The following is a 13809-nucleotide window of genomic DNA, read 5'->3' as shown; positions in this document are numbered from 1 at the left end:
AAGCGTGCCTTTGGCAAAAACTTTTTTGTGCGGCAAAAAAGTTGATAATTCTATATAATGTACATCAGTTGACAAAATGAAATCGTTCCAGTATATACCGATTTTACGGCAAATAAAAAGGCGGTATCCTTAAATAGACACCGCCTTAATAATTTTATATATTACTTACACACCCATTCTATTTATAACAACATCAAGAAGCTGATCCATAATACTAACTACTCTAGCAGAAGCATTATAACCATGCTGATACATAGCCATTTGAGCAACCTCTTCATCTAAGTTAACACCTGATACTGACTGTCTTAATCTTTCAAGATATTCCATAACAACAGTTTGTTTTTCTGTTTCGGCATTAGCACTCTCTGTTCTTGAGGCAATTCTAGCAATACTTCCAGTATAAAAATCATTAAATGTAGATTTGCTTTCAACCATTATCTCTTTATTTTTCAAATTAGCAATAGCCAAAGCATTAGCTCCGTCACCCAAACCATTCCATTTATCATTAAAGCCGTTTCCTGTAGTATCTATACCTTTAGAAGCTGCAATGTAGTTTACATCATTTCTTATAATATCATTAACGGCAATAGCTGAAGCAGGGTGTCTGTAAGGAGTAGTAGTAAAGTTTCTGAAATCACCTGCCAATTGGTTTACCTGATCTGCAGCCTGCCAATTATATGCTCCGTTAGCTCCAGACTGATTTAATACTCCTGTTATACCAACCAAGAAATCACCTGAATCTTCTATATGTTTAATGAAATATGAAGGTCTCATATAGTCATCAAAAGCTCTGGCTTTAAGTACGAGTCTGTTATTATCATCTAAATAAACTGATACATTAGCCTCGCTTGAGTTAATTTTATCTATTAAATCGCCTACCTTCATTTGTGCTGTATAATCTATTGCAACATCCGCACCTTCTCTTGATTTATTACCGAATATTAAAGTTCCGCTGCTTCCTATACTGTCTGTAGGGTCTATAGAATTTATACCGCTTACTTTAAACATTATAGTAGAATCTTCCTGTCCGTCATTATTGGTATCAAAATTACCTATAACTGAAGGAGTAGCTTTCGTCATAGTAAAGAAATCAATACCTGTTTCCTGATTAAGTCCGAAACCGCTTCTGTGAACTTCGTTTACACTGTCAGCCAAATTCATAGCAAATGTATCTATATCATTAATAGCATCAACTGTATCAACATCTCTTAATTCTAATAAAGCCTTTAATTCTCCGCCTTCAAACTGAACCTGAACATGATCTTTCTTCCAATATATATCATACATTCCTTCATTATTAACATTTTTTTCTGCACTCAATTCGCTTACAACATTTCCCTGAATTAAAGCTCTGCCTCCTATATAAACAATAGTTTCATCAGGATCCATAGATTTTATATCAACATTAGCAAGAGAAGAAAGTTCATCTACAAGTAAATCTCTTCTGTCAAGTAAATCATTAGGGCTTTGTCCTAGTGCCTGCTGTTTTACTATCTCAACATTCAAATCCTTAATGGAGTTAGATATATCATTTATTCTATTAATTTTGCTTTCAACAAGATTGTTTAAATTATTACGCATATTATTCATCTGATTAAACATTTGATTAATAGAATTATTAACCCTATCTGCTCTTTCTACTAAAACCATTCTAGTGCCTCTCTCTGCAGGATTAGCAGCCATTTCCTGCCAAGAATCCCAGAAAGCATCTAAATCGCTTCTTAAGTTAGCATTACCTGGTTCATTATATATAGCCTCTAACTGCTTTAAATAATCAGACTTTGTTTTCCAGTATCCGTCTGTACCAAGTTCCATCATTATTTTTGAATCTATAAACTGATCTCTTATTCTCTCTACTGTAGTAATTTCAGCACCCTGCCCTATTTGACCAGCACGTTCTGCCCTATTAAGACTAGGAGCTTCTAAAGGCTTATCAAATGTACGCATTACAACCCTTTGTCTGCTGTAGCCTTTAGTTGCAACATTATTTATATTATGACCTGTAACTTCTAATGCTGTTTTGAAGTTCTGAAGGGATCTTTTACCTAATTCTATACCAAAAAATGAGCTAGTTGACATTATTATGCTCCTTAATACATATTGTTTGCTTCTAATTAATTACTAGAATTATCGTATTTATAAAAAAATTTATTACATTTTTTTTTATTATTATTGTAGCAAAAGGTAACATAATCAAATAAAAATACAGGAAGCGTATCCGAGCTTGTCGAGGATATAAGGTTCTTTGACGAAGTTTGCAGAGCGTATGCGGCAGGAAAAAACAACAAAAAAATTGACAAACTCAAAAAGTTTCAGTATATAACAGTATTATTTTTTATATTTATTTTTTTATTAGCAGATAAATTGAGGAGGATTTAAATTTATAAATGAAGTTTATAAAAAAATTTAAATATTTATTTTAATAAAATATAATGCAAATAAAAAATCCGTAAGATTAACTCCTACGGATTTCTATTTATTCACTTTTATTAATTACTTAATTAAGCACCTAAAACACCGCTGATTAAGAATGCAGTAGCGAAAGAAACGATAGCGTAAAGTTCTGGGAATACAGCAACGATGATAGTGTTACCAAATACATCATAACCATTACCTATAGCTTCAACACCGTTAGCACAAACTTTACCTTGGAATATAGCAGAAACCATACAAGCTAAACCAACAGCAATACCAGCACCTAATATAGCAGCACCTTGGAATATGCTTATATCAGCTGTCAAATAAGGCTGCATAATGAAGAAAGCAGCAAAACCATAAAGACCTTGTGTACCAGGCAAAGCACTTAAAACAAGACAGCTACCGAAAGCATCTTTATTTTTCTTTAAAGCACCAACTGTAGTCATAGCAGAAATAGAAGTACCAACCGCACTGCCAATACCAGACATACCTACCATTAAGCCTGCACCTAAATATCCTAATAAAAGTGCTGTGTTCATTGTAAAACCCATAATAAAATCTCCTTTTTTAGATTAATTAAATATAATTTTTATATTAATTTTTATTTATAAAAAACTTAAAACTAAATCAAGCCGCTTTTTTAAGAGGCTTATACTCTTTACCGCCGCCTTCAAAACCAACGTTATTGTAGAACTCTACAAATGTTAATCTCAAAGGGTGTACCAAAGCACCAAGTATGTTTAGTAAGAATATAGCAATATGACCTACTACAAGGAATATTACCATTATTACCACACCAACACCAGGTATAGCTTTGAAACTCATACCTATTTGGTTTATTACCAATGCTAATATAGAACCAGAAGCACCTAAAGCAAACAAACGTATGTATGAAAGTGTATCACCCATTATACCAGTAGCAGCGAAATACACGCCAAGTATAGAGTTTAATACATCTGGTTTTTTACCAACATTAGAAAGTATTACTAAGAATACCAAACCAACAGCTATTAAAGCATAATATACAGTGCTGAATTGTTTGATAACTTCCATTTTCTGCATATCGCCCAAGAACCATAAAACAAGTCCGGGTATAAATAGAAGTTTACCAATAGCACCAAGTATATCACCTATAGAGCTGGTTTTTATTCTGTCTACAACACCAACAACCAAAGCAAAACATATATGAAGTACGCCTATAAGCAATGCAGTATTGAACGGAGTTAAGAACCAATTTTCTTTAGTATCAGTAATAATCAAATATTTACTTAAAGCAGCAAATAAAGGTATTTGAGTGTTGGAAGGTATGCTTACACCGAATACACTTCCGCCGTTAATGATACCCATAATAGTAGTACATATACCCAATGTTAGGGCAAGTATACCTACACCTCTTAAACTTCCCTTTAATACAGTGAATAAGCCTATCAAAGCAACTATAGTTAATACTACACCATAACCAGAATCGCCGAAACAATAAGCAAAGAATAACGGATAGAAAACAGCTATCATAGGAGTTAAATCTATCTCGAAATAATTCGGCAATTGGAATAATTTAGTAATAAGCTCATAAGCACCCGCATATTTATTATTTTTAAGTTCAACAGGTACTTTATCATCTTTACTAGGGTCTTCCAATATATAAGCTATATTTTTAGCATCTAATAAAGATTTTACTTCACTTTCTTTATCTTTAGGTACATAAGCTTCTACATAAAGTATCTTGCCTTCAGTACCTTCGCTAGCCACAAAACTTTCTTTAGCCTCTTCAAAGTGATTAGATATATTAAGAGTGTCTATTTCTTTATTAATAGCTTCTATATATACTTGATTTTTGATGATCTCAGTATCATTATCTTCGATTTCTTTATCAAGTTCAGCTATTCTTGCATTTATATCATTATATGATTTTGAAGGCATATTGATAATATCAAAAGGAAGAGTTTCTTCTGTACCTTCTTTTTTGAAAGCAACAAAATAAACTTTTCCAGCCTCTTCTTTGATAGTGCAAGTAAATATATCTTTAAGCTCTGAGAAGTTATAATCATTATATTCTTTAGCATTAGCACTATAGAATAAAATATTATATCCAGTTTTTTCTTTTAAGCCGTTCAATTTATCAAAGCTAAAATTACCGAAAGGAGCTATAACAGATAATTCTTTTTTAAGCGTATCTCTTTCAGTTTTTAATTTATCAGAAGCCTGAGAAGTATTAATAACATTTTCTATTACTTCAGATGCTTTTTTAGAAGTATTTTCAGCTTTAACATTAGAAACATCTTTTTTAGCTTTTTTAGCATCAGACAAAGCATTATTAATAATAGCTTTAGCCCTTGAAGCATCATGTTTTTTAGCAGCAATATTATCTATATTTTCGCTGGAAACACCGTTTGCAATTTCTATATGCACAAGCCCAAGAGATGCTAAATCATTTAAAGTTTTTTCCTTATCCTCATGAAAGACAAAGAGAGAGAGTTTCTTCATTTTTCTAATCATAAAGACGCCTCCTTAGCTCTGTTTCTTTCTTTAACTATTTTTTGAGAAGACTTACTTAAATTGTCTTCGTCTTCCATATACCTTTTAATCTTGATTATAGCAGTTTTATATTCTGGGATTTGAACTTTCTCATAAAGGTTAACTTTCTGAGTAGTTTTTTTCCTAGCATAAGCCAAAGCATTAAGTCTAGCCTCAGTCATTTCAATTTTTACCTGAATAGTCATAAGGCGTTCAAACATGCTGATAGCAAGTCTAATCCAAGAAGGCATATTAAAAAGGCTGACATTTTCAATAGCGAAGTCTATATCAGATAGTATAGAAACTTTAACACCTGCAATGTTTTTTAATTCTGAATTGATTTTTTTGATTTTTACTATTTCTGGGAAATCAGTCCAAAATCCATTGTAGTTTTGATTTTCTTTAACTAATTTTTGATATTCTTCTTTAAGTAATTCAATCTCAGCGGTAATCTTTCTCACCTCAAGACGTAAAGCTGCCTCTTTACTTTTCAAAGTAGGAAGAGCTTTCTCACGAATAGTAAGCTGGCGTCTTAGGTTTTGAAGAGCCGTTTTATTGTATTGAAACTTTAATGCCATATTTTTACCTACTTTTTTAAATTAGTTTGACCATTTGCCGTATTTTTCTACCAATGATTCTTTTACACCCACTTCTGCTTTACTGAAATACTTACCCATCAATTCCCAGCCTGTTTCCAACATCTCATCAATTTTTATGTTAATATCTATAGCAAGTAATCTTTCAGAATATTCAGCAGCATATTTCAAACATCTTTCATCGTATTCTGTCAAGTCGAAACCGTTTTCTTTTTTCATTTTAGCATTAGCAGCATCTGAATAAAGACGAACCAAAGTGTTCATTACAGCAGGGTGATCTTCTCTAGTTTTCTTACCTATAACCAACTGTTTCAAACGTGAAAGACTTCTGAATGGGTCGATGATTGTTTTACCTATATCAGAGTCACGTCTTAAATAAAGCTGACCTTCAGTGATGTAACCAGTGTTATCTGGTACAGCGTGAGTAATATCACCTTCGTTAAGAGTAGTAACAGCAATAATAGTAATAGAACCTCCGTCTGGGAACTGAGCTGCTTTTTCGTATATTTTAGCAAGGTCAGAATATAGTGAACCCGGCATAGAGTCTTTAGAAGGAATTTGATCCATTTTGTTAGATACTATAGCCAAAGCATCGGCATAAAGAGTCATGTCTGTAAGAAGAACAAGCACTTTCTCTTTTTTCTCAACTGCGAAATATTCAGCAGCTGTACAAGCCATATCTGGAATCAAAAGTCTTTCTACTGGAGGGTCATCAGTAGTATTGATGAAACATATAATTTTATCCAAAGCACCAGCTTCAGTAAATGTATTTTTAAATGATAAGTAGTCATCGTTAGAAAGTCCCATACCGCCAAGTATGATTTTATCAGCTTCAGCTCTTAATGCTACCTGAGCAAGAACTGCGTTGTAAGGCTGGTCTGGGTCTGCGAAGAACGGTATTTTCTGTCCAGTAACAAGAGTATTGTTAAGGTCAATACCAGCAATACCAGTAGCGATAAGTTCAGAAGGCTGTTTTCTTCTAACAGGGTTTACAGAAGGACCTCCGATTTCTACCTCTTTACCTTCAACTTCAGCACCGCCGTCAATAGGCTCGCCGTAAGCATTGAAGAATCTTCCAGCAAGAAGCTCGCTTACTTTAAGTCTAGGAGGTCTGCCTAAGAATACTACTTCAGCGTTAGTAGGTATACCTTCAGTACCTTGGAAAACCTGAAGTGTAACAATATCTCCAATCATTTTTACAACCTGAGCAGGTCTTCCTGCTACAAGAGCCATTTCATCGTTGCCGACATTTTCTGCTCTTAAAGATACAGTTGCTTTAGTAATCTGTACTAATTTTGTATATACTTTTTGAAATGCTTTAGGCATGTGTTATACTCCTTTCAGCAAATATTGATTCCATCTCAGCTGTGTATTTTTTATGATCATCAGACTGATATACAGAATAGTTCATCTGTTTGAATGCGTTGATAAGTCTTTTGAAATAAGTACCTACTTCGCTGTAATCATCAAATCTGTAATCAGCTTCTACAACTTTCATAACTTGATTTAATAATTCTTTTTGTCTTTCTATAGGACAGTTTTTATCTACTTTATCGAAAGCATCTTGCTGTAAGATAACGAAGTCTATAAGCTCAGCTTTCCATAAACGCTGATGGTATTCAAGAGGTACTGCGTCATCACCAAGAATGCTTATTTGGTCATTAGCTTCCTGTCCTCTTCTGGCAATATCTTTAGCTTTAATAACTTTTTCTGACCAGCCTTTTTCTATATTAGTATCAGAGAATTCTATGAACTCTGGATATTCAATATATTTAGAATAAGAATCTAATGGGTCAACAGCAGGATATCTTTTACTGTCGGCACGTTTTTGCGATAAAGCGTAGAAACATCTAGCTGCTTTACGAGTAGATTCTGTTACCGGCTCTTTCAAGTTACCGCCTGCAGGAGATACTGTACCTATGAATGTAATAGAACCTGTTTCTCCGTTATTTAAGTATACGAAACCTGCTCTGGCATAGAAACTAGAAATAATAGCAGGCAAGTCAATAGGGAACGCGTCAGGACCAGGTAATTCCTCAAGACGGTTAGACATCTCTCTTAAAGCCTGAGCCCAACGAGAAGTAGAGTCAGCAAGAAGAAGAACTTTAAGTCCCATTGATCTGTAATATTCAGCAATAGTCATACCTACATAAACTGAAGCTTCACGGGCAGCTACAGGCATGTTTGAAGTGTTACAGATGATAGTAGTTCTTTCCATCAAACTTCTTCCAGTTCTTGGGTCTATAAGTTCTGGGAACTCAGTAAATATTTCTACTACCTCATTAGCCCTTTCACCGCATGCTGTCATTATAATCAAGTCAGCATTTGCGTTAGTAGCCAAAGCGTGCTGTAATACTGTTTTACCTGCACCGAAAGGACCAGGAATAAATCCAGTACCGCCTTCAGTTATAGGGTTGAATGTATCTATAGTTCTAACACCTGTTTCCAATAATTTAAATGGTCTTGGTTTTTCTTTATAAGCTTTAATAGTAAGTTTTACAGGCCAAGTTTGTATCATAGTTACATTAACTTTTTCACCGTTAGAAGTTTTGATAACAGCTAATGTGTCTTGTAAATGATAAGTACCAGATGATGCTACGCTTTCAACAACGCCTTTTCCTTGAAACTTGAAAGGAACCATTATTTTATGGTCAATCCAGCCTTCTTTTACAGCACCTATCCAGTCGCCTGCAGCTACTTCATCTCCAGCTTTAGCTATTGGAGTAAAGTCATATTTAGATTCTTTGTCTTCAGAAAGATTGTTATATTTACCTCTTTCCAAGAATACACCTTGTAATTTATCAAGGTCATTTTGAAGTCCGTCAAAGTTTTTACCTAGAAGTCCAGGTCCTAATTCAATTTCCAACATTGAACCAGTAAACTCTACGGCATCACCTAATTTTACACCCCTAGTAGATTCAAATACCTGAGCACTAGCACTAGTACCAGATATTTTAATTACCTCAGCCATAAGTTTCGCATTACCGCAAGATACATAACATATCTCGTTTTGTGAAACAGGACCGTCTACCTCTATTGAAATTAGGTTTGATATAATAGCAGTTACATTACCTTTAGTCATTTCTATCTCCTAATTAATTATACACAGACGCTTTTGATTTTAAAGAATTAATTAGCGTCTCCAAATGCTTTTTACCTTCCTCTTCATTCCTTCCGTTTATACTAACAGCATAAGTAAGATTTATATAGTAAGCAAAAACATTATCTGTGGTAAAAGATTTTATAGATGTAGCTCTATCCAAAAACTCTTTTACTAAAGAACATTCAATATTTTCCATATTGTATGGGTCTGCTTTATCTGAAGAATTGAATGTGTCAATAATACTGTTTATATAAGGCATCTCCTTACCTACTCCAAAATCTGAAGCGGTAGATTTAGTTAAAGCGGATATTAATGAATAGTCGCCTATTAACTCTTTTGATATTTCTTCACTTGAAAACCCTAAAGCTCTTCCATTTAAAGCTGCCAATATATTTTTTAAATCACGCATAAATGAAGCATAACTTCTTATAAATGAATTGCCGCTTTTTATCATCTCTTCATAATACAAACCGAGTAAAGCATTCTCTATATGTCTTACATTTTCCCATTCAACATTTTTGTTATCTTCTAAAAATTTATTCATATATGACGGCAAATTAGAAATTGTACTGTATTTTTGAATCTCTTCTTTACTGAATATTGAAGGTTCTATATGCTCTATATAAGGACTGAATAAACCTTTTTGCTTAGCTATAGCACTTACTAGATTTTTATTATCATTTTGATATATAAGATAACTAAAAGATTTAGCATCTTTGGCACTTAAACTAGATAATATGCTTTGAGTAATTTCATTAATATCATACTTAGCCTTAGCATCAGAAAGTTTCACTTCGGGAAGACCTGAGATAAGATAATAATATGATCCCATACTCACCCCTCTTATTTACTAAAAATTACTTCTTCCGTTTTTGCTTTTATATAATCACTGAAAAACTCTACAAAATCTTCATCTGTAAACTGAAGCTGATAATTTCCGCCTTCAGGTACGATTTTAAAACCATTAGATAATTTTTTATCAAAGTTGATAGTAGCATTTTTTATAGCTGCTTTTATAGATTTTTCAAATGCTGAATCTATATCAGCTTTTTTTGCTTCTGGGAAATACACTGTTACATCTGAATTACTGGAAGATATATCCCATTTTTTTACTACTTCAAGAATTAAGTCTTTTAAAAAGCTGGTATCTGCAAAAGCTCCTTTCAAGCCTTCTTCGAGTACTTTAGCTGTTACCAATTCTTTTACTCTTTGTTTTAAAGCACTAATTGATTGCTCGCCTGCCATACGTACATCTGTTATTGTATTTTTCTTTAGCTCTTCTGACTTTCTTTCGGCTTCTTTAACGATTTCTTCGGATTTAGCTTCTGCTTCTTTTATTATTCTGTCAGCTTCGCTTTTAGCATTTGAGATTATTTCATCAGCTTTTTTGTTGGATTTTTCAACACCATCTTGATATATGCGTTCAAGAAGGGAGTCTAATTTTTTCTCTTCAGCCATAATAACTCCTTAACATTTTATAAATTGATTTATAGAAATTTTAAAATTTTTCTCCAAAAAGACACTATTTCCTTGCAGTCTATCAGTATTTTTAAAAAAGTCAAGCAAAATAAAAAAAATATTACCTGCAGTATTTAATTATTATGCTATAACAATTTTTAGTGAATAAAAAACTTTAAAAATCATATTATATAAATATAATAAAATCAATTTTTTTTTCAAAAAAAACTATAAAAAATATCAATAAAAATATCAATAAATAACAAAATATAAAACTATTTTTATCAGAGATTTAAAGATTTAAAGAAATATAATAAATAGGAAATATAATAAAAAATTTAAAAATATGATATAAAAAACTATTATATAAAAAATACAATTACATAAAAATATTTTCTAAATTGTATACATTATTATCTAAAAAATAAAACTATATTTACAATAAATATAGAGTTTATTTTATTAAAATATAATTACATAATAACTTAAAAATAAATGCCGTACATAGAAAATTAAGTAATTCAAGTACAATATCTTTAAATTTTATTTATTTTTAGTCTCAATATTAAACAAAATATTTATTTTATAACATTATGCATTTGATTTTACAAAAAAAATATACTATATTAGATTATAAACTATTTTAATACTTTGAGGAGGCAGTAAATGGATAAAGTAAAATTTATAAAAGCAAGTCAAGTCAGCGAACTTATTGACAGCAGCTCTTTTATAGGTTTGGACGGATTTGTAGGCATAGGTGTTCCTGAAGAAATTTTAATTCAAATTGAAAAATCCTTTTTAGAAAAAGGATACCCTAATAATTTAAGCATTATTTTTGGAGCAGGAACAGGAGACGGTAAAGTAAAAGGGTCAGGACGTTTAGGTCATAAAGGACTTTTAAAAAGAGTTGTTGCAGGACATTTGGGATTAGCTCCAAGACTTGGGGAATTGGCAAATAACAATGAAATTGAAGCCTATAATCTTCCTCAGGGAGTTATAGTACAAATGTTTAGAGAAATGGCTGCTGGGAAACCAGGAATACTTTCGCATGTAGGACTTGGAACTTTTGTAGATCCTGAACTTCAAGGAGGAAAACTTAACAGCATAACGACAGAAGATATCGTTGAGAGATGCAAATTTAAAGGTCAGGATTTGCTGTTTTATCATGCTCCTAAACTGGATTATGCCATATTGAGAGGAACTTATGCAGATGAAGACGGAAATATTTCTTATGAAGAAGAAGCCCTTACTCTTGAAGGTTTATCCATAGCAACTGCCGCTAAAAATAGCGGGGGAAAAGTCTTTGTTCAAGTTAAAGCAAAAGTAAAAAGAGGAAGCATACCTCCAAAAGAAGTAAAAATTCCAGGAATTTTAGTAGATTATGTGGTTGTAGCTGAAAATCCTGAAAATCATATGCAGACTTTCGGAGAATATTATAATGCGGGATATGTTAAAAATAACTTCGTTGTTGAAGGAGGACTTAAAGAAGTAAAACTTGATGAAAGAAAAATCATTGCAAGAAGATGTGCAATGCTTTTAGATAGAAGCAAAAAAATATTAAACTACGGCATAGGAATGCCTGAAGTTATATCTATGGTAGTAAATGAAGAAGGTCAGGAAGAATACTTCACACCTACCGTTGAGCCCGGAGCAATAGGCGGTACTCCTATGGGCGGACTTAGCTTTGGTGCTACATTCAATGCTACAGCAATAGTTGATCAGCCGTATCAATTTGACTTCTATGACGGCGGCGGATTAGACATGGCATTTTTAGGACTAGCACAATGCGACCAATACGGAAATATAAATGTTTCTAAATTCGGACCAAAGATTGCAGGATGCGGCGGATTTATCAATATAACACAAAATGCAAAAGAAGTAGTATTCTTAGGAACTTTCACAACTGGAGGATTAAAAATAGGTGTTGAAAACGGAGAACTTAGAATTCTTCAGGAAGGAAAAGTTAAGAAATTTATAAAAGATGTAGAGCAAGTTACATTTAGCGGTAATATTGCTAATAAAAACAATAAAAAAGTTACTTATGTAACTGAAAGAGCTGTTTTCACTCTTGTTAAAGAAGGATTAAAACTTATAGAGATAGCTCCGGGTGTAGATCTTCAAAAAGATGTATTGGATCAAATGGAATTCAAGCCTATTGTAGCTGATGACTTGAAGAAAATGGATTCAAGAATATTTAAAGATGAAAAAATGGGATTAATATTTTAATAAAAACTAAATAATTATTTAAGGAGATATCTTATGGTATTTGGCACAATTGGTATTGTATTATCGCTAGTACTTTTAATGTATTTAGCGTATAGGGGGTTTTCAGTTTTAATCATAGCACCTATTCTTGCTTGTTTAGCAGCAATAATGGGCGGTATTGACAGCGGAAATATTCATGTTTTAGCTACATATACAGAAACTTTTATGAACAGTTTGGCAGGATATGTAAGAACTTATTTCCCTATTTTCTTGCTTGGAGCTATATTTGGTAAAGTAATGGATGACACTGGTTCAGCAAGAAGTATTTCATATTTTGTTTGTGAAAAATTTGGTAAAGAAAAAGCTATAGTTGCTATAGTTATTGCTTGTGCTATACTTACTTACGGCGGAGTATCTTTATTTGTAGTAGCTTTTGCTATTTATCCTGTTGCAGCAGCTTTATTCAGAGAAGCAGGAATACCTAAAAGATTTATTCCCGGATCAATTGCTGCAGGAGCTTTTACTTTCACAATGACAGCCTTACCAGGAACACCTCAAATTCAGAATGCTATTCCTATGCAGTATTTCGGAACTGATGCTTATGCAGCTCCTATTCTTGGAATAATCGGGGCTATATTAATGGGAACAAGCGGGGTTATATGGCTTCAAAGAAGAGCAAAAAAAGCTATGGCTAAAGGCGAAGGATACGGAGTACATCAAAATGAACCTGCCATTGATAATACAGGAGAAAATTCAAAAAATATACCTCCGTTCATAATTGCAGTTCTTCCTATATTGCTAGTTATAATTGTAGGAATTATCGCTTCTAAATTTGTATTCCCTAAATTAGATCTTTCTTATCTTGAAAGTTACGGAACAGAATCTTCAAAAGTTGTAGGAAACTGGAGTTTAATTGTTTCATTAGTAATTTCTATAATAGCTGCAATTCTTCTTAACTTAAAAAGAATGAAAAACGTTATTAAAACTCTTACTGACGGAGTATCAGGATCATTCCTTGCTGTAATGAATACTGCTTCTGAGGTTGGTTATGGAAGTGTTATAGCTGCAATGGCTGCATTTGCTGTTGTAAAAGGTGCTTTATTAGGACTTTCTTCTAACCCTCTTGTATCAGAAGCTATTTCAGTATCTGCACTTGCTGGTATAACAGGTTCAGCATCAGGCGGATTAAGTATAGCTCTTGAAGCTCTTGCTGATGTATATTTAAAAGATGCTTTAGCTGCTAATATAGACCCTCAGGTTCTTCACAGAATAGCTTCTATGGCTTGCGGCGGTTTGGATACTATGCCTCACAATGGTGCGGTTATCACAGTTCTTGCAGTTACTGGTATGACTCACAGAGAATCTTATGGAGATATTGCAGTATGTACTGCTATAATTCCAGTAATAACAGTTGCTATTTGTATTGTACTTTATTCAATCTTTGGTATTGTATAATATTATAATATAAAAAAATTAAATATTTTTCGGCAGAATATCTGATAAAGAGATTTTGCC

The 13809-nt window shown here is 32.8% G+C and carries 10 protein-coding genes; 2 read left to right on the top strand and 8 right to left on the bottom strand.

Going from position 1 to position 13809, the window contains the following annotated elements; genetic code table 11:
• Positions 1–165: 165 nt before the first annotated feature.
• The 8 genes from flgK to Q1X91_RS08840 form a co-directional block, all read right to left on the bottom strand.
• Positions 166–2079: a flagellar hook-associated protein FlgK gene (gene flgK, locus Q1X91_RS08875; protein WP_300756035.1), complete on the bottom strand. Its 1914-nt coding sequence runs from the start codon at positions 2077–2079 to the stop codon at positions 166–168.
• 422 nt (positions 2080–2501) lie between these two features.
• A complete protein-coding gene (locus Q1X91_RS08870) occupies positions 2502–2969 on the bottom strand; it encodes a V-type ATP synthase subunit K (RefSeq protein ID WP_008721414.1) in 468 nt (155 codons plus the stop codon).
• 76 nt (positions 2970–3045) lie between these two features.
• A complete protein-coding gene (locus Q1X91_RS08865) occupies positions 3046–4914 on the bottom strand; it encodes a V-type ATPase 116kDa subunit family protein (RefSeq protein ID WP_300756033.1) in 1869 nt (622 codons plus the stop codon).
• Positions 4911–5510: a V-type ATP synthase subunit D gene (locus Q1X91_RS08860; protein WP_008721418.1), complete on the bottom strand. Its 600-nt coding sequence runs from the start codon at positions 5508–5510 to the stop codon at positions 4911–4913. Before Q1X91_RS08860 ends, Q1X91_RS08865 begins: the two co-directional genes overlap by 4 nt.
• A gap of 21 nt (positions 5511–5531) precedes the next feature.
• The gene (locus tag Q1X91_RS08855; RefSeq protein ID WP_013114055.1) at positions 5532–6854 is read right to left on the bottom strand and encodes a V-type ATP synthase subunit B; all 1323 of its coding nucleotides are present in this window, start codon (positions 6852–6854) and stop codon (positions 5532–5534) included.
• The gene (locus Q1X91_RS08850) at positions 6847–8610 is read right to left on the bottom strand and encodes a V-type ATP synthase subunit A (protein WP_300756027.1); all 1764 of its coding nucleotides are present in this window, start codon (positions 8608–8610) and stop codon (positions 6847–6849) included. The genes Q1X91_RS08855 and Q1X91_RS08850 overlap by 8 nt, the downstream gene beginning before the upstream one ends.
• 13 nt (positions 8611–8623) lie before the next feature.
• A complete protein-coding gene (locus Q1X91_RS08845; protein ID WP_300756025.1) occupies positions 8624–9463 on the bottom strand; it encodes a DUF2764 family protein in 840 nt (279 codons plus the stop codon).
• A gap of 11 nt (positions 9464–9474) precedes the next feature.
• Positions 9475–10089: a V-type ATP synthase subunit E gene (locus tag Q1X91_RS08840; protein WP_300756022.1), complete on the bottom strand. Its 615-nt coding sequence runs from the start codon at positions 10087–10089 to the stop codon at positions 9475–9477.
• Positions 10090–10755: 666 nt separating this feature from the next.
• On the opposite strand from Q1X91_RS08840, the gene Q1X91_RS08835 reads away from it, so the two are divergent.
• Both Q1X91_RS08835 and Q1X91_RS08830 read left to right on the top strand, forming a co-directional pair.
• Complete coding sequence (locus Q1X91_RS08835; protein ID WP_300756019.1) at positions 10756–12315, top strand: acyl CoA:acetate/3-ketoacid CoA transferase; 1560 nt, start codon at positions 10756–10758, stop codon at positions 12313–12315.
• A 33-nt stretch (positions 12316–12348) separates the two neighbouring features.
• The gene (locus tag Q1X91_RS08830; protein ID WP_300756016.1) at positions 12349–13749 is read left to right on the top strand and encodes a GntP family permease; all 1401 of its coding nucleotides are present in this window, start codon (positions 12349–12351) and stop codon (positions 13747–13749) included.
• The last annotated feature ends 60 nt before the right edge of the window (positions 13750–13809 follow it).

It is taken from the genome of uncultured Brachyspira sp. (genome assembly GCF_949287625.1).
GTDB lineage: Bacteria > Spirochaetota > Brachyspiria > Brachyspirales > Brachyspiraceae > Brachyspira.
The sequence above is the reverse complement of the archived record's forward strand: the minus strand, read 5'-3'. Positions and strand labels throughout refer to the sequence as shown.